General features: G+C 72.2%; 22 protein-coding genes. 11 read left to right on the top strand and 11 right to left on the bottom strand.

From position 1 onward, the window contains the following. Window positions 1–72: 72 nt before the first annotated feature. The 3 genes from M6G08_RS03625 to M6G08_RS03615 are packed head-to-tail and all read left to right on the top strand — an operon-like array spanning window position 73 to window position 2,366. Window positions 73–426 (top strand): histidine triad nucleotide-binding protein, encoded by a 354-nt coding sequence (locus tag M6G08_RS03625; protein ID WP_272585743.1) that lies wholly within the window; start codon window positions 73–75, stop codon window positions 424–426. 15 nt (window positions 427–441) lie between these two features. Beyond that, window positions 442–1,347, top strand: coding sequence for a ribonuclease Z (locus M6G08_RS03620; protein ID WP_272585742.1), 906 nt, complete (start codon window positions 442–444; stop codon window positions 1,345–1,347). 20 nt (window positions 1,348–1,367) lie between these two features. Beyond that, window positions 1,368–2,366, top strand: a complete 999-nt coding sequence (locus M6G08_RS03615; RefSeq protein WP_272585741.1) for an adenosine deaminase — start codon at window positions 1,368–1,370, stop codon at window positions 2,364–2,366. Window positions 2,367–2,369: 3 nt separating this feature from the next. Here M6G08_RS03615 and M6G08_RS03610 read toward each other — a convergent pair whose 3' ends face one another. Beyond that, window positions 2,370–3,749 (bottom strand): MFS transporter, encoded by a 1,380-nt coding sequence (locus M6G08_RS03610; protein ID WP_272585740.1) that lies wholly within the window; start codon window positions 3,747–3,749, stop codon window positions 2,370–2,372. A 375-nt stretch (window positions 3,750–4,124) separates the two neighbouring features. Here M6G08_RS03610 and M6G08_RS03605 point away from each other — a divergent pair, with 375 nt between their 5' ends. Then, window positions 4,125–5,261: a carbohydrate kinase family protein gene (locus tag M6G08_RS03605; protein WP_272591246.1), complete on the top strand. Its 1,137-nt coding sequence runs from the start codon at window positions 4,125–4,127 to the stop codon at window positions 5,259–5,261. A gap of 178 nt (window positions 5,262–5,439) precedes the next feature. Here M6G08_RS03605 and era read toward each other — a convergent pair whose 3' ends face one another. From era to M6G08_RS03560, 9 genes are all read right to left on the bottom strand, one after another. Further along, the gene (gene era, locus M6G08_RS03600; protein ID WP_272585739.1) at window positions 5,440–6,393 is read right to left on the bottom strand and encodes a GTPase Era; all 954 of its coding nucleotides are present in this window, start codon (window positions 6,391–6,393) and stop codon (window positions 5,440–5,442) included. Window positions 6,394–6,509: 116 nt separating this feature from the next. Further along, window positions 6,510–6,863, bottom strand: a complete 354-nt coding sequence (locus tag M6G08_RS03595; protein ID WP_272585738.1) for a cytidine deaminase-like protein — start codon at window positions 6,861–6,863, stop codon at window positions 6,510–6,512. A 37-nt stretch (window positions 6,864–6,900) separates the two neighbouring features. After that, window positions 6,901–7,272: an MmcQ/YjbR family DNA-binding protein gene (locus M6G08_RS03590; RefSeq protein ID WP_272585737.1), complete on the bottom strand. Its 372-nt coding sequence runs from the start codon at window positions 7,270–7,272 to the stop codon at window positions 6,901–6,903. Next, window positions 7,269–8,573, bottom strand: coding sequence for a hemolysin family protein (locus M6G08_RS03585; protein WP_272585736.1), 1,305 nt, complete (start codon window positions 8,571–8,573; stop codon window positions 7,269–7,271). The genes M6G08_RS03590 and M6G08_RS03585 overlap by 4 nt, the downstream gene beginning before the upstream one ends. Next, window positions 8,570–9,067, bottom strand: a complete 498-nt coding sequence (gene ybeY, locus M6G08_RS03580; RefSeq protein WP_073722939.1) for an rRNA maturation RNase YbeY — start codon at window positions 9,065–9,067, stop codon at window positions 8,570–8,572. The genes M6G08_RS03585 and ybeY overlap by 4 nt, the downstream gene beginning before the upstream one ends. Window positions 9,068–9,079: 12 nt before the next feature. After that, entirely contained in the window at window positions 9,080–10,159 is a 1,080-nt protein-coding gene (locus M6G08_RS03575) for a PhoH family protein (protein ID WP_272585734.1), read from the bottom strand. Between the two features lie 121 nt (window positions 10,160–10,280). Beyond that, on the bottom strand, window positions 10,281–11,597 hold the full coding sequence (locus M6G08_RS03570) for a GH1 family beta-glucosidase (protein WP_272585733.1): 1,317 nt from the start codon (window positions 11,595–11,597) through the stop codon (window positions 10,281–10,283). 57 nt (window positions 11,598–11,654) lie between these two features. Beyond that, the gene (locus tag M6G08_RS03565) at window positions 11,655–11,921 is read right to left on the bottom strand and encodes a protealysin inhibitor emfourin (RefSeq protein WP_272585732.1); all 267 of its coding nucleotides are present in this window, start codon (window positions 11,919–11,921) and stop codon (window positions 11,655–11,657) included. A gap of 21 nt (window positions 11,922–11,942) precedes the next feature. Next, window positions 11,943–13,019, bottom strand: coding sequence for a M4 family metallopeptidase (locus tag M6G08_RS03560; RefSeq protein ID WP_272585731.1), 1,077 nt, complete (start codon window positions 13,017–13,019; stop codon window positions 11,943–11,945). A gap of 334 nt (window positions 13,020–13,353) precedes the next feature. On the opposite strand from M6G08_RS03560, the gene leuA reads away from it, so the two are divergent. Together leuA and M6G08_RS03550 are read left to right on the top strand one after the other, a co-directional pair. Next, the gene (gene leuA, locus M6G08_RS03555; protein WP_272585730.1) at window positions 13,354–15,075 is read left to right on the top strand and encodes a 2-isopropylmalate synthase; all 1,722 of its coding nucleotides are present in this window, start codon (window positions 13,354–13,356) and stop codon (window positions 15,073–15,075) included. 184 nt (window positions 15,076–15,259) lie between these two features. Next, window positions 15,260–15,955 (top strand): TerB family tellurite resistance protein, encoded by a 696-nt coding sequence (locus tag M6G08_RS03550; RefSeq protein ID WP_272585729.1) that lies wholly within the window; start codon window positions 15,260–15,262, stop codon window positions 15,953–15,955. Here M6G08_RS03550 and M6G08_RS03545 read toward each other — a convergent pair. Beyond that, window positions 15,952–16,521, bottom strand: a complete 570-nt coding sequence (locus tag M6G08_RS03545) for a GNAT family N-acetyltransferase (RefSeq protein ID WP_272585728.1) — start codon at window positions 16,519–16,521, stop codon at window positions 15,952–15,954. The two genes, M6G08_RS03550 and M6G08_RS03545, sit on opposite strands and share 4 nt — an antisense overlap. A gap of 274 nt (window positions 16,522–16,795) precedes the next feature. Here M6G08_RS03545 and M6G08_RS03540 point away from each other — a divergent pair, with 274 nt between their 5' ends. From M6G08_RS03540 to M6G08_RS03520, 5 genes are read left to right on the top strand one after another with little or no spacing between them, the layout of a single operon-like run. After that, window positions 16,796–17,566 carry an SCO2525 family SAM-dependent methyltransferase gene (locus M6G08_RS03540; protein WP_272585726.1) on the top strand — a complete coding sequence of 257 codons (771 nt, stop codon included), beginning with the start codon at window positions 16,796–16,798 and terminating at the stop codon, window positions 17,564–17,566. Window positions 17,567–17,619: 53 nt separating this feature from the next. Further along, entirely contained in the window at window positions 17,620–19,464 is a 1,845-nt protein-coding gene (locus tag M6G08_RS03535) for an SCO2524 family protein (protein WP_272585724.1), read from the top strand. A 2-nt stretch (window positions 19,465–19,466) separates the two neighbouring features. Further along, entirely contained in the window at window positions 19,467–20,384 is a 918-nt protein-coding gene (locus M6G08_RS03530; RefSeq protein ID WP_073722919.1) for an SCO2523 family variant P-loop protein, read from the top strand. Next, window positions 20,381–21,346: an SCO2522 family protein gene (locus M6G08_RS03525; protein WP_272585723.1), complete on the top strand. Its 966-nt coding sequence runs from the start codon at window positions 20,381–20,383 to the stop codon at window positions 21,344–21,346. Before M6G08_RS03530 ends, M6G08_RS03525 begins: the two co-directional genes overlap by 4 nt. Window position 21,347: 1 nt before the next feature. Next, window positions 21,348–22,328, top strand: coding sequence for an SCO2521 family protein (locus tag M6G08_RS03520; RefSeq protein WP_272585722.1), 981 nt, complete (start codon window positions 21,348–21,350; stop codon window positions 22,326–22,328). The last annotated feature ends 62 nt before the right edge of the window (window positions 22,329–22,390 follow it).

Genomic DNA, 22,390 nt, shown 5'->3' with positions numbered 1-22,390 from the left:
CCGGTCGATACGATGCCCGACAGAAGATCACCGGTGACCCGGTGGTCCCGTGTTCCAGTGTGAGGAGGCCCCATGGCGGGCGAGCCACAGGACGACTGCCTGTTCTGCAAGATCGTCGCAGGCCAGATCCCCGCGACGATCGTCCGCGAGACGGAGACGACCGTCGCCTTCCGCGACATAAACCCCCAGGCCCCCACCCACGTCCTGGTGATCCCCAAGGCCCACTACCGGGACGCCGCCGCCCTCGCGGCCGGCGCCCCGGAGGCCGCCGCCGACGTGCTGCGCGAGACCCAGGCGGTCGCCGACGACGAGAAGCTGGACAGCTACCGCATCATCTTCAACACCGGTTCCGGCGCGGGCCAGACCGTCTGGCACACCCACGCCCACGTCCTGGGCGGCCGCGGCCTCGAATGGCCCCCCGGATAGCGCGGCGCGACCACCATGTCCGTACGTGAACTCGTCGTCCTCGGCACCGCCAGCCAGGTCCCGACCCGGCACCGTAACCACAACGGCTACCTGCTCCGCTGGGACGGCGAGGGCATCCTCTTCGACCCCGGCGAGGGCACGCAGCGCCAGATGCTGCGCGCCGGGGTCGCCGCCCACGACCTGAACCGGATCTGCGTCACCCACTTCCACGGCGACCACAGCCTCGGCCTCGCGGGCGTCATCCAGCGCATCAACCTCGACCAGGTCCCGCACGAGGTCACCGCCCACTACCCGCGCTCCGGGCAGCGCTTCTTCGACCGCCTGCGCTACGCCACCGCCTACCGCGAGACGGTCGCCCTCACCGAGGCCCCGGTCGCCGCCGACGGCCCCCTGGCCGTCACCCCCGCCTACACCCTCGACGCCCGCAAGCTCTCCCACCCCGTCGAGTCCTACGGCTACCGCCTCACCGAGCCGGACGGCCGGCGCATGCTGCCCGACCGCCTGGCCGCGCACGGCATCAAGGGCCCCGACGTGGGCCGCGTCCAGCGCGAGGGCGTCCTGAACGGCGTACCGCTGGACGAGGTCAGCGAGGTCCGCCGCGGCCAGCGGTTCGCGTTCGTCATGGACACCCGGCTGTGCGAGGGCGTGCACGCGCTCGCGGAGGGCTGCGACCTGCTGGTCATCGAGTCGACCTTCCTCGACGAGGACGAGACCCTGGCCACCGACCACGGCCACCTCACGGCGGGCCAGGCCGCACGCGTCGCCCGGGACGCGGGCGTGCGCCACCTGGTCCTGACCCACTTCAGCCAGCGCTACTCCGACCCGGAGGAGTTCGAGCGGCAGGCGAGGGCGGCCGGCTACGAGGGCGAGCTGACCGTGGCCCGCGACCTCACCCGCGTCCCCGTTCCGAAACGTCGGTGAGACCGCCGTACGATGCTCTGATGCCCCTGCCCAAAGCTGAACTGCACCTCCACATCGAAGGCACCCTGGAACCGGAGCTGGCCTTCGAGCTGGCCGCCCGCAACGGCGTGTCCCTGCCGTACGCGGACGAGGACGCCCTGCGCGAGGCGTACCGCTTCGAGGACCTGCAGTCCTTCCTGAACCTGTACTACGAGCTGATGGCCGTCCTGCGCACCGAGCGGGACTTCGAGGACCTCGCGGGCGCCTACCTGGCCCGCGCCGCCGCGCAGGGCGTGCGGCACGCGGAGATCTTCTTCGACCCGCAGGCACACCTGGCCCGGGGTGTGCAGATGGGCACGGTCGTCGAGGGCCTGTGGCGGGCGCTGAGCACCAGCCAGGAGAAGCACGGCGTCTCGACCCGCCTGATCATGTGCTTCCTGCGCGACGAGTCCGCCGAGTCGGCGATGGAGACCCTGGACGCCGCCAAGCCGTACCTCGACCGCATCACCGGTGTCGGCCTGGACTCCGCCGAGGTCGGGCACCCGCCGGTGAAGTTCCGCGAGGTGTACGAGGCCGCCGCCGCCCTCGGGCTGCGCCGCGTCGCGCACGCCGGCGAGGAGGGGCCGCCCGCGTACGTCGTCGAGGCCCTGGACGTCCTCGGCGTCGAGCGGATCGACCACGGCCTGCGCTCGACGGAGGACCCGGCGCTGGTCGAGCGGCTGGTCCGCGACCGCGTCCCGCTGACCCTGTGCCCCCTGTCCAACGTCCGCCTGCGCACGGTCGACACCCTCGCCGACCACCCGCTGCCCGCGATGCTCGACGCCGGGCTGATGTGCACGGTCAACTCCGACGACCCGGCCTACTTCGGCGGCTACGCCGGCGACAACTTCGACGCCGTGCGCCAAGCCCTCGGCCTCACCGAGGACCGGCTGCGGCAGCTGGCCCGCAACTCGTTCCTCGCCTCCTTCCTGGAGGACGACGAGGAACTGCGGGCGCGCTGCCTCGCGGAGGTGGACGCGTACGAGTTCCCGGCGGCGTAGGACTCAGCCCGTCCCGGACCCCGGTGTGGCCGCGGCCTGCCGGGGTCCCGCCGTGTCGTAGGCGCGCTGGACGGCCACCGCCGGGGTGTCCACGTCGATCTCCACGACCGGCTGCTCCACCGCCCCGACCTCCGGGACGGCACCGCTCGGCGTGCCCGTGGCGGCGGCGACCAGCGCGGCCGGGGTGCCGCCGCGGCGGCGGATCGCGCCGGGCAGCAGCGGGCGCCCGCCGGTGTGCAGGGCGACGGCGGTCATCGGCGCGGCGACCAGCAGCAGGCCGGCGGCCAGCACCAGGCCCATGCCCGCGTAACCGGCCTGTGCCGACAGCACCGTCCCGGCCAGCGGCCCGGCAGCCGCCCCCAGCGACGACGCCGAGCCGACGAGCACCGCCCACCGGCCGCGCGCGTCCAGCGAGGCGGCGAGGCCGATCAGGTACGACAGCACCACCGGGTACAGCGTGTTCCAGGCGATCTCCCCGGTCGCGAAGGCGGCGGGGGAGGTCGCCGACGCGGTGAGGGCGATGCAGACGGCGATGACCACGGTCCCCGCCCCGATGGGCATCGCCCGCCCCAGCCGGGGCCCGAGCGCCCCGGCCGCCAGCACACCCACCAGTCCCGCGACCAGCGCGACGGCGAACACGACCCCCAGAGCGGCGTCGCCCAGACCGGCCTGCGTCAGCCCGATCCGGCCGCTGACGCCCCACAGGGAGTTCTGCGCCATGGACCAGCACAGCACCGCGCCGGCGAGGACCAGACCCGAGCGGCGCCGGGGAAGCGGGGCGTCGGTGCCGGTGCTGGTGTCGGTGCTGCTGTCGGTGCCGGTGTCGTGCGCGGCCGGCGAGGCGGCGGTCCCGCCCGGCAGCCGCCCGGTCAGCGGCCACACCGCGAGCGCCGTCAGCGCGATCGCGGCGAGCGGCAGCCCGTGCGCCCGCCCGAGGTGCGGCACCGTCAGGTACACCGCGCCTGCCAGCGCGGACACGGTCAGCAGCCCGGCGGTGGAGGCGCGGTGGGGGTCCTTCTCGGCGGCGATGCGGGTGGCGGCGACCGTCATGGCCGTGCCCGACCCGAAGCCGCCGAGCACCGCGCCGGCGACCACGGCGGGGACGGCGGTGGTGAGCGAGGCGGCGCCGTAGCCGAGGACGGCCAGCGCGAGACCGAGGCGGGCCAGCGTCCGGGCGCCGGTCCGCCGCACCCGGGAGGCGAGCAGGAAGCCCGCGCTCGCCGAACTCAGCAGCAGCGGGCTGCCGACGGCGCCCGCCTGAGTGGTGGTCAGGGGCAGGCTGGTGTCGAGTCTGCCGACGGTGGTGGGCAGCAGATACGGAGGCAGGTACCCGGCCGTGAAAAGGGCGACGAGGGGCCAGGGAGTGGTGCGGGGGGCGAACACGGGCGTTCCCAGGGCATGCGAAAGGAGGGTGGGAAGGGGAGGGGGCGACGACCGTCGACTGACCGGAACGCGCGGGCAATTTGTATCAAGCGCGGGCGGGCGGGAAACAGACGAGGGTGTGTGATCTGAGTCACAAAAGAGTTTGGCTGTTTCAGGGGTGGGTAGCGGAGGTTGCCCGGTCCGGCATACTCCGCCGGCGCCAACCTCCGTGCCGTGCCGGTGACCGAGCGCCCACGGGGGTGTGACGCCGGGGCCGGACACCGCCCCGGCTGTCGGCGGCGTGGTGCACACTGGCGGGGTCCGCACCATGCCAGGGAGCGCACCGTGACAGCGTCCGCCGTGTCCACCGCGTCCGACGTACCCGCCATGCCCGTCATGCCGGCCGACGAGAGGACGCACCGCCACGCCCCGCCCGAGGGGTCGCACCACCGGCCGCAGGTCGATCCGCTCGCCGCCCTGCGCACCCCGCAGGACCCGCCCTGGGACGTGTACCTGACCGGCACCGTCTTCCTCGACGTGATCTTCACCGGGCTCGACTCCGCCCCCGTGCGCGGGACCGAGTCCTGGGCCCGGGGGATGGGGTCGAGCCCGGGCGGCATCGCCAACATGGCGACCGCGCTGGCCCGCCTCGGCCTGCGCACCTCGCTGGCCGCCGCCTTCGGCGACGACCACTACGGCGACTACTGCTGGGACGCCCTGGCCCAGGGCGAGGGCATCGACCTGGGCCCCTCGCGCACCGTGCCCGGCTGGCACTCACCGGTGACGGTCTCGATGGCCTACGAGGGGGAGCGCACGATGGTCTCCCACGGCCACGAACCGCCCCCCGAGGAGCCGTCCCCCGACTGCCCGCCAGGCGCCCGCGCCGCCGTCGCCTCCCTCACGCCCGGCGTCAGCGCCCCCTGGATCGCCGGGGCCGCCGCCCGCGGTACCCGGGTCTTCGCCGACGTCGGCTGGGACGACACCGGAGCCTGGGACCTGGCCGCGCTGCCCGACCTCGCGCACTGCGAGGCGTTCCTGCCGAACGCGGAGGAGGCCATGCGCTACACCGGCGCCCGCTGCCCCCGCGCCGCCGCGCACGCCCTGACCGAGCACGTGCCGCTCGCCGTGGTCACCCTCGGCGCGGACGGCGCCTACGCGGTGGACCGGCGTACGGGGGAGAGCGCCGAGGTCCCGGCGATCGAGGTCGAGGCCCTGGACCCGACCGGTGCCGGGGACGTGTTCGTCGCCGGGTTCGTCACCGGCACCCTGGCCGGCTGGCCGCTCGCCGACCGCCTGGCCTTCGCCGGGCTGACCGCAGCGCTCTCCGTCCAGGAGTTCGGCGGCTCGCTGTCGGCGCCGGGCTGGTGCGAGATCGCCACCTGGTGGCGCAAGGTCCGGTCGCTGGAGGACCAGGACCCGGCTGCCCTCAGCCGCTACGCCTTCCTGGCCGGCCTGGTCCCGGACGACCCGGTGGCCCCCTGGCCCCTGCGCCGCGCGGTCCCGACCATCGGCTTCCGCCCCCCGACGCCCTGACCGCCGTACGGCCCCCCGGGTGTGTTCAGAACCCGAGCCGCCGCGGCTGTTTCGGGTCGCGCTGTCAGTCCTTGGTGACCTGCATGTGCAGGTCGAGGCTGTATCAGTGTGCGGCTGCCGCCGCGTGGCCGGTGTGTCGGTTGGTGCCGGACGTCGGGCGGGGAGGCCCCGGGCGGGTTCAGAACCCGAGCCGCCGCAGCTGTTTCGGGTCGCGCTGCCAGTCCTTGGCGACCTTCACGTGCAGGTCCAGGAAGACGGGCGTACCGAGCAGTGCCTCGATCTGCTTGCGGGACTTGATGCCGACGTCCTTCAGGCGCTTGCCCTTGGGGCCGATGATGATGCCCTTCTGGCTGGGGCGCTCGATGAAGACGTTGGCGTGGATGTCCAGGAGCGGCTTGTCGGCGGGACGGTCCTCGCGCGGGAGCATCTCCTCGACGACCACCGCGATGGAGTGCGGCAGCTCGTCCCGTACGCCCTCCAGCGCGGCCTCCCGGATCAGCTCGGCGACCATGACCTGCTCGGGCTCGTCGGTCAGGTCGCCCTCGGGGTAGAGCGCGGGGCCCTCGGGCAGCAGCGGGGTCAGCAGGTCGGCGAGCAGGTCCACCTGCTTGTTCCCGGTGGCCGACACCGGCACGATCTCCGCCCAGGTGATGCCGAGCTCCTGGCCGAGCTGGTCGACGGCGATCAGCTGCTCGGCCAGTGTCTTGCCGTCCACCAGGTCCGTCTTGGTGACGATCGCGACCTTCGGGGTCTTCTTGATCCCGGCCAGCTCCTTGGCGATGAAGCGGTCGCCGGGGCCCAGCTTCTCGTTGGCCGGCAGGCAGAAGCCGATGACGTCCACCTCGGCCCACGTGGTGCGCACCACGTCGTTGAGCCGCTCGCCCAACAGCGTGCGCGGCTTGTGCAGCCCCGGGGTGTCCACCAGGATCAGCTGGGCGTCCTCGCGGTGCACGATGCCCCGCACGGTGTGCCGGGTGGTCTGCGGACGGTTCGAGGTGATCGCCACCTTCTGCCCGACCAGAGCGTTCGTGAGGGTGGACTTGCCCGCGTTGGGGCGGCCCACGAAGCAGGCGAAGCCGGCCCGGTGAACAGCCTCGGCCGGTTCTTCGGATGACTGGGTACGAACGCTCATGGCGCCCATTGTCCCTGATCCCCGGAGCCCCGCCGCACCACCTCCGCGGCCGGGCCGACGGCACAGCGGTGCCGGCCCGGCGTTCGCCGGTGCGGCGGGCGGGCCCGGAACCGCCGTCAGCCCGCGACGACCGTCTCCCGTACCGTTCCGTCGGGCGCGGCCACCAGCACCGGCGTCCCCGGCCCTCCCAGGTCCCGCACCGCCGCCCGGTCCTCCTCCGAGGCGGTCTCCGCCTCCGTCACCACCGCCGCCGCCTCCAGCGACTTCGCGCCGGACGCCACCGCCATCGCCACCGCCGTACGCAGGGCGCTGAGCCTCAGGGAGTCCAGGGCGACCGTGCCGGCGACGTACGTGCGGCCGGTGTCGTCGCGTACGGCGGCGCCCTCGGGGACGCCGTTGCGGGCCCGGGCGGAGCGGGCCAGGGTGACGATCTTGCGGTCCTCGGGGTCGAGGTCGGGAGTCTCGGTCATGGGGTGAGCATACGTAGCACCGTGGCCCGCCCGGCCCTCAGGGACGGTCGAGACGGAGCCGGTCGGCGCGCGGCAGGCCGGCGGCCACCAGGTCGTACGAGTCCTCGACCAGCTCCCTCACGAGACGGTCCGGGAGCCCGCCGCCGGGTCCGCCGGCCACGGTGACCGTGTTCCAGTGCCGTTTGTTCATGTGCCAGCCCGGGACGATCAGCCCCGGGTGGTCGGCACGCAGCCGGATCGCGTCGTCCGGGTCGCACTTCAGATTGGCGGTGAGCGGGTCCCCGTCCAGGAAGGACAGCGCGAACATCTTCCCCAGCACCTTGAAGACCGAGATCTCCGGGCCGAAGGGGAAGTCCTCCACGGCGGCGTTGAAGGACAGGCAGAAGTCGCGCAGCTCCCCGGGGGTCATTCGGACGCGGCCTCCTCGGCGGGCCGCGCCGCGTCGACCGGCTCCACCAGCACCGTCACGATCTTGTTGCGGCGCCCCGCCGCGGCCTCTGCCGTCAGGCGCAGCTCACGCCCGTCGGGCAGCGCCACGATCGAGGAGGCACCGGCGATCGGCACCCGGCCCAGCGCCTTGGCGAGCAGACCGCCCACCGTCTCCACGTCCTCGTCGTCGAACTCCTCCAGGCCGTACAGCTCGCCCACGTCGCCGATGTCGAGGCGGGCGGTGACCCGGAAGCGGCCCTCGCCCAGCTCCTCGACCGGAGGGAGTTCCCGGTCGTACTCGTCGGTGATCTCGCCGACGATCTCCTCCAGGATGTCCTCGATGGTGACGATGCCGGCCGTGCCGCCGTACTCGTCGATGACGACGGCGACGTGATTGCGGTCCTTCTGCATCTCGCGCAGCAGGTCACCGGCGTTCTTGGTGTCGGGCACGAAGGACGCCGGGCGCATCGCTGTGGAGACCAGGTCGCTCTCCGCCTCCCGGCTGATGTGCGTCCGGCGGGCCAGGTCCTTCAGGTACACGATGCCGACGACGTCGTCCTCGCTGTCCCCGGTGACCGGGATGCGCGAGAAGCCGGAGCGCAGGGCCAGGGTGAGCGCCTGGCGGACGGTCTTGTACCGCTCGATGACGACGAGGTCGGTCCGCGGGACCATGACCTCCCGCACCAGGGTGTCGCCCAGCTCGAACACCGAGTGCACCATGCGGCGCTCCTCGGCCTCGATCAGCGACTCCTTCTCCGCGTAGTCCACCAGCGCCCGCAGCTCCGCCTCGGAGGCGAAGGGACCGCGCCTGAAGCCCTTGCCGGGCGTGAGCGCGTTGCCGATGAGGATCAGCAACGACGGGACGGGACCCATGATCCGGGCCAGCGGCACCAGCACGTACGCCGCCGCCGTCGCCGTGTTCATCGGGTGCTGGCGGCCGATGGTGCGCGGGGACACCCCGACCGCGACGTACGAGACGAGCACCATCACCGCGATGGCGATCAGCAGGGCCTCGGTGGTGTTGGCGAACTCCCTCAGGCAGGCGTACGTGACCAGCGCCGCGGCCGCCATCTCGCAGGCCACGCGGACCAGCAGCGCCACGTTCAGATAGCGCGTCGGGTCGGCGGCGACCTTGGCGAGCTTCGCGCTGCCGCGCCGCCCCGACCGCACGGCCTCCTCGGCGCGGAAGCTGGAGACCCTCGCGAGCCCCGCCTCCGCGCACGCGGCGAGCCAGGCGATCACCACCAGGGCCACCGCGCCGGCGACCAGGGGCAGGCTCATGAGACGGTCGGGGCCGGGGACGGGCCGGTCAGACCCTTCTCCGCGCGCCAGCCGTCCACGATGGCGGCCTGCAGTGAGAACATCTCGGCCTTCTCGTCCGGCTCCTCGTGGTCGTAGCCGAGCAGGTGCAGCACCCCGTGGACGGTGAGCAACTGGAGCTCCTCGTCCATGGAGTGCCCCGTCGGTGCCTCGGTCCCCTGCTTGGCGGCGACCTCCGGGCAGAGCACGATGTCGCCGAGCAGCCCCTGCGGCGGCTCGTCCTCGTCCTTGCCCGGCGGACGCAGCTCGTCCATCGGGAAGGACATGACGTCCGTCGGACCCGGCAGGTCCATCCACTGGATGTGCAGCTGCTCCATGGCGTCGGCGTCCACGACGATCACCGAGAGCTCGGAGAGCGGGTGGATGCGCATCCGCGCGAGCGCGTAGCGGGCGATGTCGAGGATCGCCTGCTCGTCGACCTCGGTTCCGGACTCGTTGTTGACGTCGATCGACATGGTGGTGCTGGTCTACTTCCCCTTGGTGCCCTTGGCACCGGACGCCCTGCCGTGCGGCTTGTGCGCGCCGTTCTCGGTGCCGTGGTCGCTGTCGTACTTCTCGTAGGCGTCGACGATACGGCCCACCAGCCGGTGCCGGACGACGTCCTGCGACGACAGCCGGGAGAAGTGGACGTCCTCGACGCCCTCCAGGATCTCCTGCACCTGCCGCAGTCCCGACTTGGTGCCGCCGGGCAGGTCGACCTGCGTCACGTCACCCGTGATGACGATCTTCGAGTCGAAGCCGAGCCGGGTCAGGAACATCTTCATCTGCTCGGGGCTGGTGTTCTGCGCCTCGTCCAGGATGATGAACGCGTCGTTCAGAGTGCGGCCGCGCATGTACGCCAGCGGCGCCACCTCGATCGTCCCCGCCGCCATCAGCCGCGGGATCGAGTCCGGGTCGAGCATGTCGTGCAGCGCGTCGTACAGCGGGCGCAGGTACGGGTCGATCTTCTCGTAGAGCGTGCCCGGCAGGAAGCCGAGCCGCTCGCCGGCCTCGACCGCCGGGCGGGTCAGGATGATGCGGTTGACCTGCTTGGACTGCAGGGCCTGCACCGCCTTGGCCATCGCCAGGTAGGTCTTGCCGGTGCCCGCGGGGCCGATGCCGAAGACGATGGTGTGCTTGTCGATCGCGTCGACGTACCGCTTCTGGTTCAGCGTCTTGGGGCGGATCGTGCGGCCGCGCGAGGACAGGATGTTCTGCGTGAGCACCTCGGCCGGGGTCTCCTGGCCGTCGCTCTCCCCGTTCTCGCTCGCCTTGAGCATGGCGATCGAGCGTTCCACTGCGTCCTCCGTCATCGGCTGCCCGGTGCGGAGCACCAGCATCATCTCGTCGAACACGCGCTGGACGAGGCCCACGTCGTGGGCGTCGCCGACCGCGCTGATCTCGTTTCCCCGGACATGGATGTCGGCCGCCGGGAAGGCCTTCTCGATCACGCGCAGGAGGGAGTCGCCGGAACCCAGTACGGTCACCATGGGGTGCTGGGCGGGGACGGTGATCTGTGCTCTCGCCTGCCCCTGCGCGGGAGTGTGGGCTGAGGGTGTCTGAGTCATGGGCCGGCGCTCTAGGCCTGCTCGTCCTCCTCTGCGGCATTCGCCGCGTGACGGATGTGTCTGCTGTCTCCAGCGTACGACTCCCCGCCGACAGCACCCAGGGCTTTTGTCGTACGGACGTTCACAGCCGGCCGCGGACCAGGTCCCGGTACCAGCCGTACGACGCCTTGGGCGTGCGTTCCAGCGTCGTGAAGTCCACGTGCACCAGCCCGAACCGGCGCGCGTACCCCTCGGCCCACTCGAAGTTGTCCAGCAGCGACCACACGAAGTAGCCCCGCACGTCCACCCCGGCCGCCAGCGCCCGGTGCAGGGCGCGCACGTGCCCGTCGAGGTAGGCGATCCGGGCGCGGTCGTCGAGCCCGTCGTAGGAGCAGCCGTTCTCGGTGATCACGACGGGCGGGAGCCGGTCGCCGTAGCGGTCGCGGAAGCCGGTCAGCAGCTCCGTCAGGCCCTCGGGGACGACCGGCCAGCCGAAGTCGGTCAGCGGCCGGCCCTCGACGGCGACCACCGAGAACGGCAGCTCCGCGGGCAGCGTCACGCCCCCGGACTCGATCTCCGCACCCCGCGGGGCGGCCACCCGCGTCGGCGCGTAGTAGTTCACGCCGTACCAGTCCAGCGGCTCGGCGATGACGTCCAGGTCGGCGTGCACGTCCCCGGGCATCAGCTCCTCGATGCCCTCCGGGTACCGGCCGGTGAGCACCGGGTCGGCGAACATCCGGTTCAGCAGGACGTCGTAGAACTCCGCCGCCTCCCGGTCGGCCGCCCCGTCGGAGGCGGGCCACGTGGGCCCGTGCGAGTTGGCGATCCCGATGTCGGTGGCGCCGCACGCGCGCAGGGCCCGTACCGCCAGGCCGTGCGCGAGGAGCTGGTGGTGGGCCACGGGCAGGGCGCCGAACAGCAGCCGCTCGCCCGGCGCGTGCACCCCGAGCGCGTGTCCCAGCAGGGTGTGCTCGGCGGGCTCGTTGAGGGTGATCCACTTGCCGACGCGGTCGCCGAGCCGGTCCGCGACCCGTGACACGTACTGCGCGAACCGCGACGCCGTGTCCCGCTCCCGCCAGTCCAGCCCGGCCGGCAGGTCCCAGTGGAAGAGCGTCGGCACCGGGCGGACGCCCGCCGCGCACAGCTCGTCCACCAGCCGGTCGTAGAAGCCGAGGCCGCCGGGGGAGTCCACCCGCGGCCAGGAGACCGAGAAGCGGTAGGCGCCCACGCCCAGGTCCGCCAGTAGCGCCACGTCCTCGCGGTAGCGGTGGTAGTGGTCGCAGGCCACCGCCGCCGTCGAGCCGTCCTTCACCCGCCCGGGTACGGCCGTGAACGCGTCCCACACGGACGGCCCCCGCAGACCGGCCGCGCCCTCGATCTGGTGCGCGGACGTCGACACGCCCCACAGGAAGCCCTCCGGGAACCGCGGCATCGCGTCCGTGCCCGACTCAGTCGCCATGCGCGGATCATCCGTACCGCCGACGAGGGAAGTCAACGCCCGTGCGCGGCAACGGCGTTACGCCCCCTCCTTCAGCACCCGCGAGATCAGCCGCCGCTGCTCCTCGGTCAGCCGGGGATCGGCGGCGTACACCGTCGCGCCGTCCACGGTGATCTGGTAGCTGAACCCGTCGGGCACCCCGACGGGCCGCGTGGTCCGCGCGTCGGCGACCGCCCGCTCGGCCAGGGCGTGCCACTCCGCCGCGTCGGGGCGGCCCGCGGTCTCGACCTCCGCGTGGCGTTCGACGCCCGCGAAGCCTCCTGTGCGCCTCACCTGAATCCGCATGGACCCGTGTCTAGTACGGAACTACAGCGTCCGCACCCCGACCTGTTCCCAGGCCTTGCGCACCGCCTCCAGCTCCTCCGCGTCCCCGTACCGCTCCCGGGCCGCCTTCACCGTGAGCGTCGCGAAGTCCGCGAACAGCGCGTCCTGGGCCAGCTCCCCGCCGGTCAGCACGTCGTACCAGACCAGTCCCGCCCGCTCCCAGGCGTGCCCGCCGAGCGCGGTGGCGACGAGGTAGAAGGCGTGGTTGGGGATGCCGGAGTTGATGTGGACGCCGCCGTTGTCGCGGCCGGTGCGCACGAAGTCGTCCATCGTCGCGGGCTGCGGGTCCTTGCCCAGCACGTCGTCGTCGTAGGCCGTGCCCGGCGCCTTCATGGAGCGCAGCGCCACGCCCGTCACGCGCGGGGCGAGCAGCCCGGCGCCGATCAGCCAGTCGGCCTCGGCGGCGGTCTGGCCGAGCGAGTACTGCTTGATGAGGGCGCCGAAGACGTCGGACACCGACTCGTTGAGGGCGCCCGGCTGGCCGTAGTAGGTCAGGTTGGCGGTGTGCTGGGTGACGCCGTGGGTCAGCTCGTGGCCGATGACGTCGAGGGGGATGGTGAAGTCGAGGAAGATCTCCCCGTCCCCGTCGCCGAAGACCATCTGCTCGCCGTTCCAGAAGGCGTTGTTGTACTCGCGGTCGTAGTGGACCGTGGCGTCCAGCGGCAGTCCGGCGCCGTCGATGGAGTCACGTCCGTACACCTTCAGGAAGTGCTCGAAGGTGGCGCCCAGGCCCGCGTAGGCGCGGTTCACGGTGGCGTCCTTGCCGGGCTCCTCGCCCTCGCCGCGGACCTTCCTGCCCGGCAGGTCGGTGCCGTGCCGGGCGTCGAAGACGGTGCGCTGCGGCTGCCCGGCCTCGGCACCGGCGCCGGGGCGCGGGGCGACGGTGGGGGCGCCGATGACCGTGGTCAGCGACCGGTGGGTGCGCTCGAAGGCGTCGCGCTGGAGGGTGCGGCGGGCGGGTCCGGCGAGCACGGGGTCCTCGTGCTGGGCGAGCTTGTCGAGGACGTGGGGCGGCACGATGGTGCAGAAGACGGGCTCGAAGCCCCCGTATGTCGTCATGTCCGGCACCCTTGCACTGCGTGACACCGCTGTCACGACCCGCAACCGTGATTGGTGAAATCCGCCGCTCGGGCGTCCCTCCAGCCGGGCGCGAGTGGTATGGGGCACTTTTTGTCCCGGTTCTCCCCGTGGTCCCGCATACTGATACGGACCCGCGTGACCGGCGTGACTCGGCTAAGGTGCTGTGCACCATGCGTTTCGGGCTGCTTCTCCTTAGCTGCCGCGGCGAGGGCCTGCAATAGGCCGACTCCCTCCCCGCGGTGCTGAGTGGTGCGCGTCGGCCGTCCTGCCGGACACGCGGACACCGCGTACATCACGAGGAGCCCACGCCATCATGGCCAACCGCCAGCAGCCCAGCCCCATGCCGATCGGCAAGTACCGAGGCTACGAGCAGGTCGACATCGCCGACCGCACCTGGCCGGACCAGCGCATCACCACCGCTCCCCGCTGGCTCTCCACCGACCTGCGCGACGGCAACCAGGCGTTGATCGACCCCATGTCGCCCGCCCGCAAGCGCGCGATGTTCGACCTGCTGGTCAAGATGGGCTACAAGGAGATCGAGGTCGGTTTCCCCGCCTCCGGCCAGACCGACTACGACTTCGTACGCTCCATCATCGAGGAGCCGGGCGCCATCCCCGACGACGTCACCATCTCCGTGCTGACCCAGGCCCGCGAGGACCTGATCGAGCGCACGGTGGAGTCCCTGAAGGGCGCCAAGAGGGCCACCGTCCACCTGTACAACGCGACCGCCCCGGTCTTCCGCCGCGTCGTCTTCCGCGGCTCGCGCGACGACATCAAGCAGATCGCGGTCGACGGCACCCGCCTGGTCATGGAGTACGCCGAGAAACTGCTGGGCCCGGAGACGGCGTTCGGCTACCAGTACAGCCCCGAAATCTTCACCGACACCGAGCTGGACTTCGCCCTGGAGGTCTGCGAGGCGGTGATGGACACCTACCAGCCCGGCCCCGGCCGCGAGATCATCCTCAACCTGCCCGCCACGGTGGAGCGTTCCACGCCGTCCACGCACGCCGACCGCTTCGAGTGGATGGGCCGCAACCTGTCCCGCCGCGAGTACGTCTGCCTGTCCGTCCACCCGCACAACGACCGCGGTACGGCGGTCGCGGCGGCCGAGCTGGCGGTCATGGCCGGCGCCGACCGCGTCGAGGGCTGCCTGTTCGGGCAGGGCGAGCGCACCGGCAACGTCGACCTGGTCACCCTGGGCATGAACCTGTTCTCCCAGGGCGTCGACCCGCAGATCGACTTCTCCGACATCGACGAGATCCGCCGCACGTGGGAGTACTGCAACCAGATGGAGGTCCACCCGCGCCACCCGTACGTGGGCGACCTGGTCTACACGTCCTTCTCCGGCTCCCACCAGGACGCCATCAAGAAGGGCTTCGACGCCATGGAGGCCGACGCGGCGGCTCGCGGGGTCACGGTCGACGACATCGAGTGGGCCGTCCCGTACCTGCCCATCGACCCCAAGGACGTCGGCCGCTCCTACGAGGCGGTCATCCGCGTCAACTCGCAGTCCGGCAAGGGCGGCATCGCCTACGTCCTGAAGAACGACCACAAGCTGGACCTGCCGCGCCGGATGCAGATCGAGTTCTCCAAGCTGATCCAGGCCAAGACGGACGCCGAGGGCGGCGAGATCACGCCCACCGCCATCTGGGACGTCTTCCAGGACGAGTACCTGCCCAACCCCGACAACCCCTGGGGCCGCATCCAGGTCGCCAACGGCCAGACCACCACCGACCGCGACGGCGTCGACACCCTCACCGTCGACGCCACGGTCGACGGCGTCGAGACCACCCTGGTCGGCACCGGCAACGGCCCGATCTCGGCGTTCTTCCACGCGCTGCAGGGCGTCGGCATCGACGTACGGCTGCTGGACTACCAGGAGCACACGATGAGTGAGGGCGCCTCCGCGCAGGCCGCCTCCTACATCGAGTGCGCCATCGGCGACAAGGTGCTGTGGGGCATCGGAATCGACGCGAACACCACGCGCGCGTCGCTGAAGGCGGTCGTCTCCGCCGTCAACCGCGCTACCCGCTGACCAGCCGAAACGGTGGTTCGAGGCCCCGCTCGCCGGAAAACGGCGGGCGGGGCCCCGTCGCATACCGGCCATCTCCCCGTGCAGGTCACGGAAAGGTCTCTTCCCGGGTACTGACTCCACACCGGTGATGTGGCTAACATCACGCAAGCGCGACGATGCTGTCGCGCGGTTACGGAGGTGCGACGTGCTGCCAGGACGGGGACGAAACGGCCGAGCTGCCCGGCTGCCACGCATCCTGGGCACCCGCACCGCGTGGACGCCCGTCGGCGACGGCGAGTTCTTCTGCCCCGGCTGCGGGGGCGACCGCAACTACCAGCGACTGGCAGGCCGCCGCCGCTTCACCTTCCTCGGCGTCCCCGTGCTGCCGCGCGGCGAGTCCGCGCCGACCGTCGAGTGCGCCGCCTGCCGCCGCCACTACGGCACCGACGTCCTCGACCACCCCACCACCACCCGCTTCTCCGCCATGCTCCGCGACGCCGTGCACACCGTCGCCCTCGCCGTCCTCACCGCGGGCGGCACCTGCTCGCGCACCTCGCTGGAGACGGCCGCCGCCGCGGTGCGCGCGGCCGGCTTCGAGGACTGCGACGAGGACCAGCTGAACGCGCTGGTCCAGGCGCTGGAGGCGGACACCGGCCGGGTCCGCGGCGAGCCCTGCGTGCCCGGCCTGGCCATAGAGCTGCACGAGGCGCTGGACCCGCTGGCCCCGCACCTCGCCGCCGTCGGCCGCGAGTCCATCCTGCTCCAGGGCGCCCGCATCGCGCTCGCCGACGGCCCCTACACCCCCGCCGAACGCGACGCCCTGGCGACGGTCGGCGCGGCCCTGACCATCTGCTCCGACGACGTGACCCGGCTGCTGGAGTCGGCGGGCACGCCCTCCTAGGGAAGAGCCCCCTCCGGTATCACCGAATCGAGGTCCAGCCGCATGATCTGGCGGTGCGCCCCCGGTCCGAAGTAGTCCGGACGCAGACCGCCGTCGGGCTCCTCCGGGCGGAAGCCGAGCCCCCGGTAGAGGAAGATGGCCGCGAGGTTGGCGGGCTCCACGGTCAGGCGCACCACCCGTATGCCGTCCCGGCGCAGCCGGTCCAGCACCTCCGTCATCAGCTCCCGGCCCAGCCCGTGGCGCCGGCGGTCCGGCGTCACGCACAGCCCGAGTATCCAGCTGTCCGCGCCCAGCGCCCGGGTGCCCGCCAGTACGTAGCCGCGCAGCCGGCCGGTGCCGTCGTCCAGCACCAGGAAGTGCTCCTCGTACATGTCGAAAAGCTGGCGCAGCAGGAAACCGGGGTAGGCGAACTCCTGGAAGACCTCCTCGTCCAGCCGCCGCAGCTCGGGCAGGTCTGCCTCGCCGGCCGTGCGCAGGACCAGGGGCGGGTCGTCCGGACGGCGAGTACCGGGGTCCGTGAGCCGGTCGTGGTGGTCGAGGGAACGTTCCAGCGGTTCGGCGGTCATGCAACCCCCCAGTCGGGACACGCGAGGTCAACTCGACGGATGCGCTGTTCATACGTTGGAGTACGGGCCTTCGTCTGGCGGCCGGAGACCCCTTCTGGCTACAGTGAGCGTCCAACTTCCCCCGTGCAAGGGCGAGTTAGGGTGTGCGACGATGCGCCCGACGTGCGCCCGGCGGACAGGGCTCGCGTGTTTCAGGCTCCTCGGCATGTCCTGTGGCTTATCTTGCACATCACTGGAGCTTGTCCGGAATCGGAAGAAATGCGGCAGGGTGACTATGGATCGCAACGCCGACGCACCGTGGTCGAAGTTCGATCCAGAGGTGTACGTCGACAACAACTACCGGACGCCGCTCCAGGTCGACCTGCTCATCGTCCGGCTGATGCGCGACTGGTTCAGCCGCTGCTTCACGCAAGCCGGCAGCGAAGCCGCGGCCGTCCCCGGTGCCGTCCGGGGCATCGACGTCGGTGCCGGCGCCAACCTGTACCCCGCGCTCGCCATGCTCCCCTGGTGCGAGAAGGTGCTGCTGCTGGAGTACGCGCGTCCCAACGTCGAGTACCTGGAGCGGCAGGCCTCCTCCGGCGGCTACGACACGGCGTGGGACGCGTTCTGGAACGAGCTGCGCGAGGCCCCGGCGTACGCCGCGACCGAACCCAGGAGCCGGTTCGGCGAGATCGTCCGGGTCGAACGCGGCAACCTCTTCGACCTGGCGGACGGCAGCCGCCGCTGGGACCTGGGCACGATGTTCTTCGTCGCCGACTCGATGTCCGAGTGCGCCGACGAGTTCCACCGGGGCGTGCGCTGCTTCATGAACGCGCTGAGCGACGGCGCCCCGTTCGCCACCGCCTTCATGAAGGAATCGGTCGGCTACCGCGTCGGAGACCACGACTACCCGGCCTACCGGGTGAACGAGGACCAGGTCAGGGAGAGCCTGGAGCCGTTCACGGGAGAGCTGGAGATCCACGACCTGCACCACATGGTGCGGCCGGGACACGAGGGAATGATCCTCGCCCTGGGACGGCGCAATGCGGTGGTTGCCGCCCCGTAGGAACGGGGACATGCTGAACACAGGGCAAGCGGATCTGTACGAGGGGTGCGGGGATGCAGATCAAGCCACGCCAGCATCTGCTGGACATCTGGCAGGCCATGGCTCGTCACTCGTTCGACGACGGGAAGCTCGTGTGGGGGGACACCGACGGGCTGAGCAGCGTCGCGGACGCCGAACGCCTGCTGTGTCTGCTCTATCCGGCCACCGAGGTACCCGCCTTCCGGCTCGACCAGCCGGACACCACCGAACGTGACGTGCTGCGCGCCCTCGACCGGATCGGCAGCCGCCTGGAGATCCCGCCCAACCTGATCACCGCGCTGACCCAGTTCATGCGCACCCACACCGGCACGGACGACAGCCCCACCTTCTCCGGCGGGCACTACTTCCGCCCCGCCGAACCCGACGGCAGGATCACCCACGAACAGGCCCAGCTGGGCGTGGTCGACTCCTACTCCATGTCCGTCACGCTCTGCCTCGCCACCCTCGGCTTCCTCAAGGTCTACGAGACCACCACCACCCGCCCCGAGGTGCACCGGTCGATCGCCGAGCTGCGCGAGGCCACCAACGCCCGGCTGACCTCCGCCATGGTCAGCCTGCTGCGCTCCTTCACCGTCAACGTCTTCGACGCCGAGTCCGAGCAGGGCAGGAGACTGATCCAGGTCGTCGGCCAGGGCAGACAGTCCGACCGGGCCGTCCTCCAGCAGTTCTCCCGCCGGTTACGTCCCCTGCGCGCCACCATCATCGAGAGCCTCTCGCGCGGCATCGAGGTCGACGAGGGCATCCGCGACGAGAGCCAGCTCTTCGAGTGCGGCTGGGCCTGGGGCATCGTGCAGGACGCCCCCGAGGTCACCCACCTGACCGCACCGGTCCCCGGCCAGCCCGTCGGGATCGCCGACCGGCTGCCGTACGTGTACTTCACCGTCGTCGCCCTCGACGGCATCCAGGACCTGTTCTCCGAGCGCACCCTCACCCTCGGCCTGCTCGACGAGGACCAGCAGAAACTCGCCGAGATGCTGCGCCTGCGCTGGGAACTCAGCCAGCAGTACTGGTCCGCGATCGCCCGCTTCGGCACCGAACGCTGGCCCCTGGAGGACCTGCCCTGGCAGACCACCGGACTGCAACTGGAGTCCGAGTACTTCTCCCTCACCGTCGCCGCCATCCTCGTCCACGACCTGGTCCGCCGGAAGGCCACCGACGACGACCTCACCCGCACCGTCGCCGTCATGGAACGCCTCGCCGACCGCGGCCGGGTCACCAGCCGGATGACCCGGAACGACCCCACCATCACGCTGCACAACCCGGGCGTCACCATGCCGCTCGCCGGGTCCGAGCGCAGCGGCGGGCAACTGATGTGGCGGATGCGGGACTTCTCCGCCCAGCTCCTCAAGCGGATCATCCAGCTCGCCGAACTCTCCCGGAACATCGGCGCGCAGGACCGGCTGCTGCGCCTCGCCGAGCAGGCCTTCGAGCACCTGTGGGCCCGGCGGATCGACGACGAGGACGGCGCCGGCCTCTGGGACGACGTCCAGGCCGTCTACCCCGACGCGCACCACGCCGAGCTGCGCATGTCGTGGAGCATGACCGAGCGCGTCACCGAGTGCCTGGTCGCCGCCCGCAACCTGTACGAACAGCAGCCCAACCGCAGCCCCGAACTCGCCGAACTCGCCCGGGAGCTGCTCAGCGAGGCCACCCACCTGTTCGGCAAGGAACAGCTGGAGGCCTCCGCCGCCGCCGACGGAAGCAGAGCCCGGGCCATGCGCAGCATCGAGAACCGCCTGGACCACGCCCGCGGCCTCGTCGACGAGAGGCCCGCCACCGCCTTCGCCCTCGCCCTGCCCGTCCTCCGGGAACTCGACACCCTGGCGCAGGCCCGGGGCGCCGCCGCACAGGAGGTGTGAGCGTGCTCGTCTTCGCGGCCTCCGACAAGGGAGGCACCGGACGCTCGGTGACCAGCGCCAACCTGGCCTACCAGCGCGCCCTCACCGGCGACCACGTGGCCTACGTCGACTTCGACTTCGGCTCGCCCACCGCCGCCGCCGTCTTCGACGTGCCCGGCGCGATGCGCGGCACCGAGGAACACGGCCTGCACTCCTACCTGGAGGGCGAGGTCGCCGAACCGGCCCGGATCGACGTCTGGCGGCAGACCGAGCACCCGCTGCTGCGTGCCCGCCCCAACCAGTCCGGCCGCCTGGTCCTGCTGCCCGGCGACGCGGGCGGCGGCGAGTTCGCCATCGGCGAGGAGTCGCTCCAGCGGTGCATCGACCTGCTGCTGCGGCTCAACGGCGAGTTCGACGTCACCGTCGTCGACCTCAGCGCCGGCCGCAGCTACGCCGTCGACATGGTCCTCGCGGCCACCTCCCACCCCCGGATGCGCAACGTCCCCTTCCGCTGGCTGGTCTTCCACCGCTGGACGCGGCAGCACGTCATCGCCGCCTCCGGCCTGGTCCACGCCCCGCACGGCATCGTCGGCGGCGGCGTCGAACGCGGCCACGACAAGGCGACCCTCCAGGCCGCGATCCGCTTCGTTCGGGCTGCCGTACCCGACCCCGAGTCGCCGCTGTGGTCCCAGGGCTCGCCCGCCCAGGCCGCCTGGATGCAGGCCTGCGACGAGGCACTGCGCCGGCTCGCCGCCGAACAGGGCATCGGAGACAGCGTGGTCCTCGGCACCGTGCCCCTCGAACCCATACTCCAGTGGCGCGAGCAGCTGATCACCGAGGAGGACGTCCTCGCCACCCAGATCGCCAACAAGGAGACCCTGGAGGCGCTGGAGGAGATCGCCCGGCGCCTGACGGACGACGCGCACTGGGGGCGGCCGTGACCGACGCAGTCTTCCACGAGACGGCCGCCGAGCCGCGCAACCGGTCGGTGCCGCTGGCCCACCTCTCCCTGGAGCTGGGCCACCTCTACATGGAGGACTTCGAGGCCGGACCGGAACGCCTGCGCCGGCACTTCGCCGAAGTACGCCCGTGGGCGGAGGCGGCCCGCGCCGCCGCCACCGCCCGCACCGGCGGCAAACGCGCCCGGATCAGCACCTGCTTCCTCATCGACGACTACTTCACCCGCTTTTCCACCCCCGCCGAAGTCGTCCCCATGCTCCTCGCCGAGGCCGAGCGGGCCGGGCTGAGCGTCGACTACCTGGCCCGCGAGTCCGGGTGCGCCGTCACCGGAAAGGTGCCCGTCGCCGAGGCCGTCGCCGGCCGCATCGTCGAGTCGCCGCCGCCCGGCAGCCACGGCCTGCGCCCACCCGCCGCCCAGACCGGCTGGCTGGCCAACGGCGAGCGCAGCCCCGTCGCCCGCGCCCCGCAGGCCATGAAACGGGCCGCCCCCTGGCAGCCGCCGCACGAGACGGCCGCCCGCCGCCACTCCGTCTTCCTCGACGTCGAACTGTGGAGCGACGACGCCGAAGAGCACCGCACCTGGTCCTGCCCGTTCCTCGCCGCCGTCTGGCAGCTCGCCCGCCTCGGTCTCCTGCGCAACGACGGCGAGCCCGTCCTCGTCCCCCAGCCGCACACCACCACCGGCTATCCCGACCAGTGGGACGAGCTGCCCACCCTGCTGAAGCTGAACGACCGCGCCGACCCCTTCGCCGCCTACCGCACCTGCTCCGTCCTGCCCACCCGCTTCCTCCCCGTGGAGCACGCCGTCCGCGTGATCCTCGACCAGACCGAGGTCGACCCCGGGGCCCTGGAACAGGTCGCCGAGCGCTCCGGCCGTGAACGCACTCCCGTCCCCGACTCGGTCGCCGACCGTGTCTCCTACGTCTTCTACCCGGGGCACTGACATGGCGCCGCGGCAGAGCACCCCGCGCGCCGTACTCGCCTGCGGCGAGATCCGCACCTGCCTGCTGCCCGCCCGGCAGGCCCTCGACGTCCGGGCCGCCGCCCAGCTCCTGGCCCTGCGCGCCGACGAACGGGTCCTGACCTCCGAGCGCCCCGGCCTCTACGCGCGTTCCCCCGACACCCTCACCGGCGTCGACTGCCCGCTGCCCAGCGCCAACGGCGCCCGCGTCCGCGCCGTCGGCACCGTCGCCGCCCGCGCCGCGCTCACCGAGGGCCGCGTCGTGCAGGCCTCCGCCCGCCTCCAACTGCCCGCCACCGGCCCCGACCAGCGACGCCCCTGGGGCGAGTACCTGGTGCGCCCGTCAGTCGTCGAACCGCTCGGCAAGCTCCCCCACGAGGCGGTCGCGCAGGGCGTGCTCGACGGGCCGCGCCACGGCGACCTCGACGCCGGACTGATCGCCGACGGCCTGCTCACCCGCCTGCTGCGCCACCCCCTGCTCGACCAGAACCCGCCCTTCCGCTCCCGCCCCACCCGCCTGCGCTGGGCCGCCCTGCCCGCGCACCCCGGCGAGGGCCCCGCACTCGAACGCTTCACCCTCGCCGAGGACGAAGTGCGCACCGTCCGCCTCCGCGCCCCCGAGGACACCCCCGCCGCCGACCTCGCCGTGCTCTGCGAGGACCTCGCCCTGCACGACTGGCTGCTCACCACCGTCGTCCGCATGCTCGACGGCGTCCGCCTGGGCACCGGCACCGCCCGGGACACCACCGCCGTGGTCCGCACCCTGGGCCCGGCCGTCGACCACCTGCTGCACCTGTGGATGCCCCGCGCCAGGGTCTGTGCCGAACTGGCCCCGCTGTGGGACCCGCTGGAGGAACGCCCCGGCTTCACCCGGCAGTGGCGCACGCTGGTCCAGCGCATCCGCGACCAGCTCACCCTGCACGCCATTCCCGCACCGCACCGGGAGGTGGAAGCGGTCCCCTGACCGGCCGCCGGCGCCTCCCACGCACATCCCCGCACCCGGGCCACCCGGTCCATCCCGACCCG

The organism is Streptomyces sp. M92 (assembly GCF_028473745.1).
Lineage (GTDB): Bacteria > Actinomycetota > Actinomycetes > Streptomycetales > Streptomycetaceae > Streptomyces.
This window is presented reverse-complemented; position numbering and strand designations above follow the sequence as displayed.

Excerpts from the sequence above, each read along its gene's own strand:
- M6G08_RS03595 (WP_272585738.1), bottom strand. The coding sequence starts at position 6,863 with ATGACCGAGACTCCCGACCTCGACCCCGAGGACCGCAAGATCGTCACC.
- M6G08_RS03520 (WP_272585722.1), top strand. The coding sequence starts at position 21,348 with ATGGCGCCGCGGCAGAGCACCCCGCGCGCCGTACTCGCCTGCGGCGAG.
- leuA (WP_272585730.1), top strand. The coding sequence starts at position 13,354 with ATGGCCAACCGCCAGCAGCCCAGCCCCATGCCGATCGGCAAGTACCGA.
- M6G08_RS03620 (WP_272585742.1), top strand. The coding sequence starts at position 442 with ATGTCCGTACGTGAACTCGTCGTCCTCGGCACCGCCAGCCAGGTCCCG.
- M6G08_RS03625 (WP_272585743.1), top strand. The coding sequence starts at position 73 with ATGGCGGGCGAGCCACAGGACGACTGCCTGTTCTGCAAGATCGTCGCA.
- M6G08_RS03590 (WP_272585737.1), bottom strand. The coding sequence starts at position 7,272 with ATGACCCCCGGGGAGCTGCGCGACTTCTGCCTGTCCTTCAACGCCGCC.
- M6G08_RS03605 (WP_272591246.1), top strand. The coding sequence starts at position 4,125 with ATGCCGGCCGACGAGAGGACGCACCGCCACGCCCCGCCCGAGGGGTCG.
- M6G08_RS03545 (WP_272585728.1), bottom strand. The coding sequence starts at position 16,521 with ATGACCGCCGAACCGCTGGAACGTTCCCTCGACCACCACGACCGGCTC.
- ybeY (WP_073722939.1), bottom strand. The coding sequence starts at position 9,067 with ATGTCGATCGACGTCAACAACGAGTCCGGAACCGAGGTCGACGAGCAG.
- M6G08_RS03575 (WP_272585734.1), bottom strand. The coding sequence starts at position 10,159 with ATGACTCAGACACCCTCAGCCCACACTCCCGCGCAGGGGCAGGCGAGA.
- M6G08_RS03565 (WP_272585732.1), bottom strand. The coding sequence starts at position 11,921 with ATGCGGATTCAGGTGAGGCGCACAGGAGGCTTCGCGGGCGTCGAACGC.
- M6G08_RS03560 (WP_272585731.1), bottom strand. The coding sequence starts at position 13,019 with ATGACGACATACGGGGGCTTCGAGCCCGTCTTCTGCACCATCGTGCCG.
- era (WP_272585739.1), bottom strand. The coding sequence starts at position 6,393 with ATGAGCGTTCGTACCCAGTCATCCGAAGAACCGGCCGAGGCTGTTCAC.
- M6G08_RS03570 (WP_272585733.1), bottom strand. The coding sequence starts at position 11,597 with ATGGCGACTGAGTCGGGCACGGACGCGATGCCGCGGTTCCCGGAGGGC.
- M6G08_RS03585 (WP_272585736.1), bottom strand. The coding sequence starts at position 8,573 with ATGAGCCTGCCCCTGGTCGCCGGCGCGGTGGCCCTGGTGGTGATCGCC.
- M6G08_RS03615 (WP_272585741.1), top strand. The coding sequence starts at position 1,368 with ATGCCCCTGCCCAAAGCTGAACTGCACCTCCACATCGAAGGCACCCTG.
- M6G08_RS03540 (WP_272585726.1), top strand. The coding sequence starts at position 16,796 with ATGGATCGCAACGCCGACGCACCGTGGTCGAAGTTCGATCCAGAGGTG.
- M6G08_RS03535 (WP_272585724.1), top strand. The coding sequence starts at position 17,620 with ATGCAGATCAAGCCACGCCAGCATCTGCTGGACATCTGGCAGGCCATG.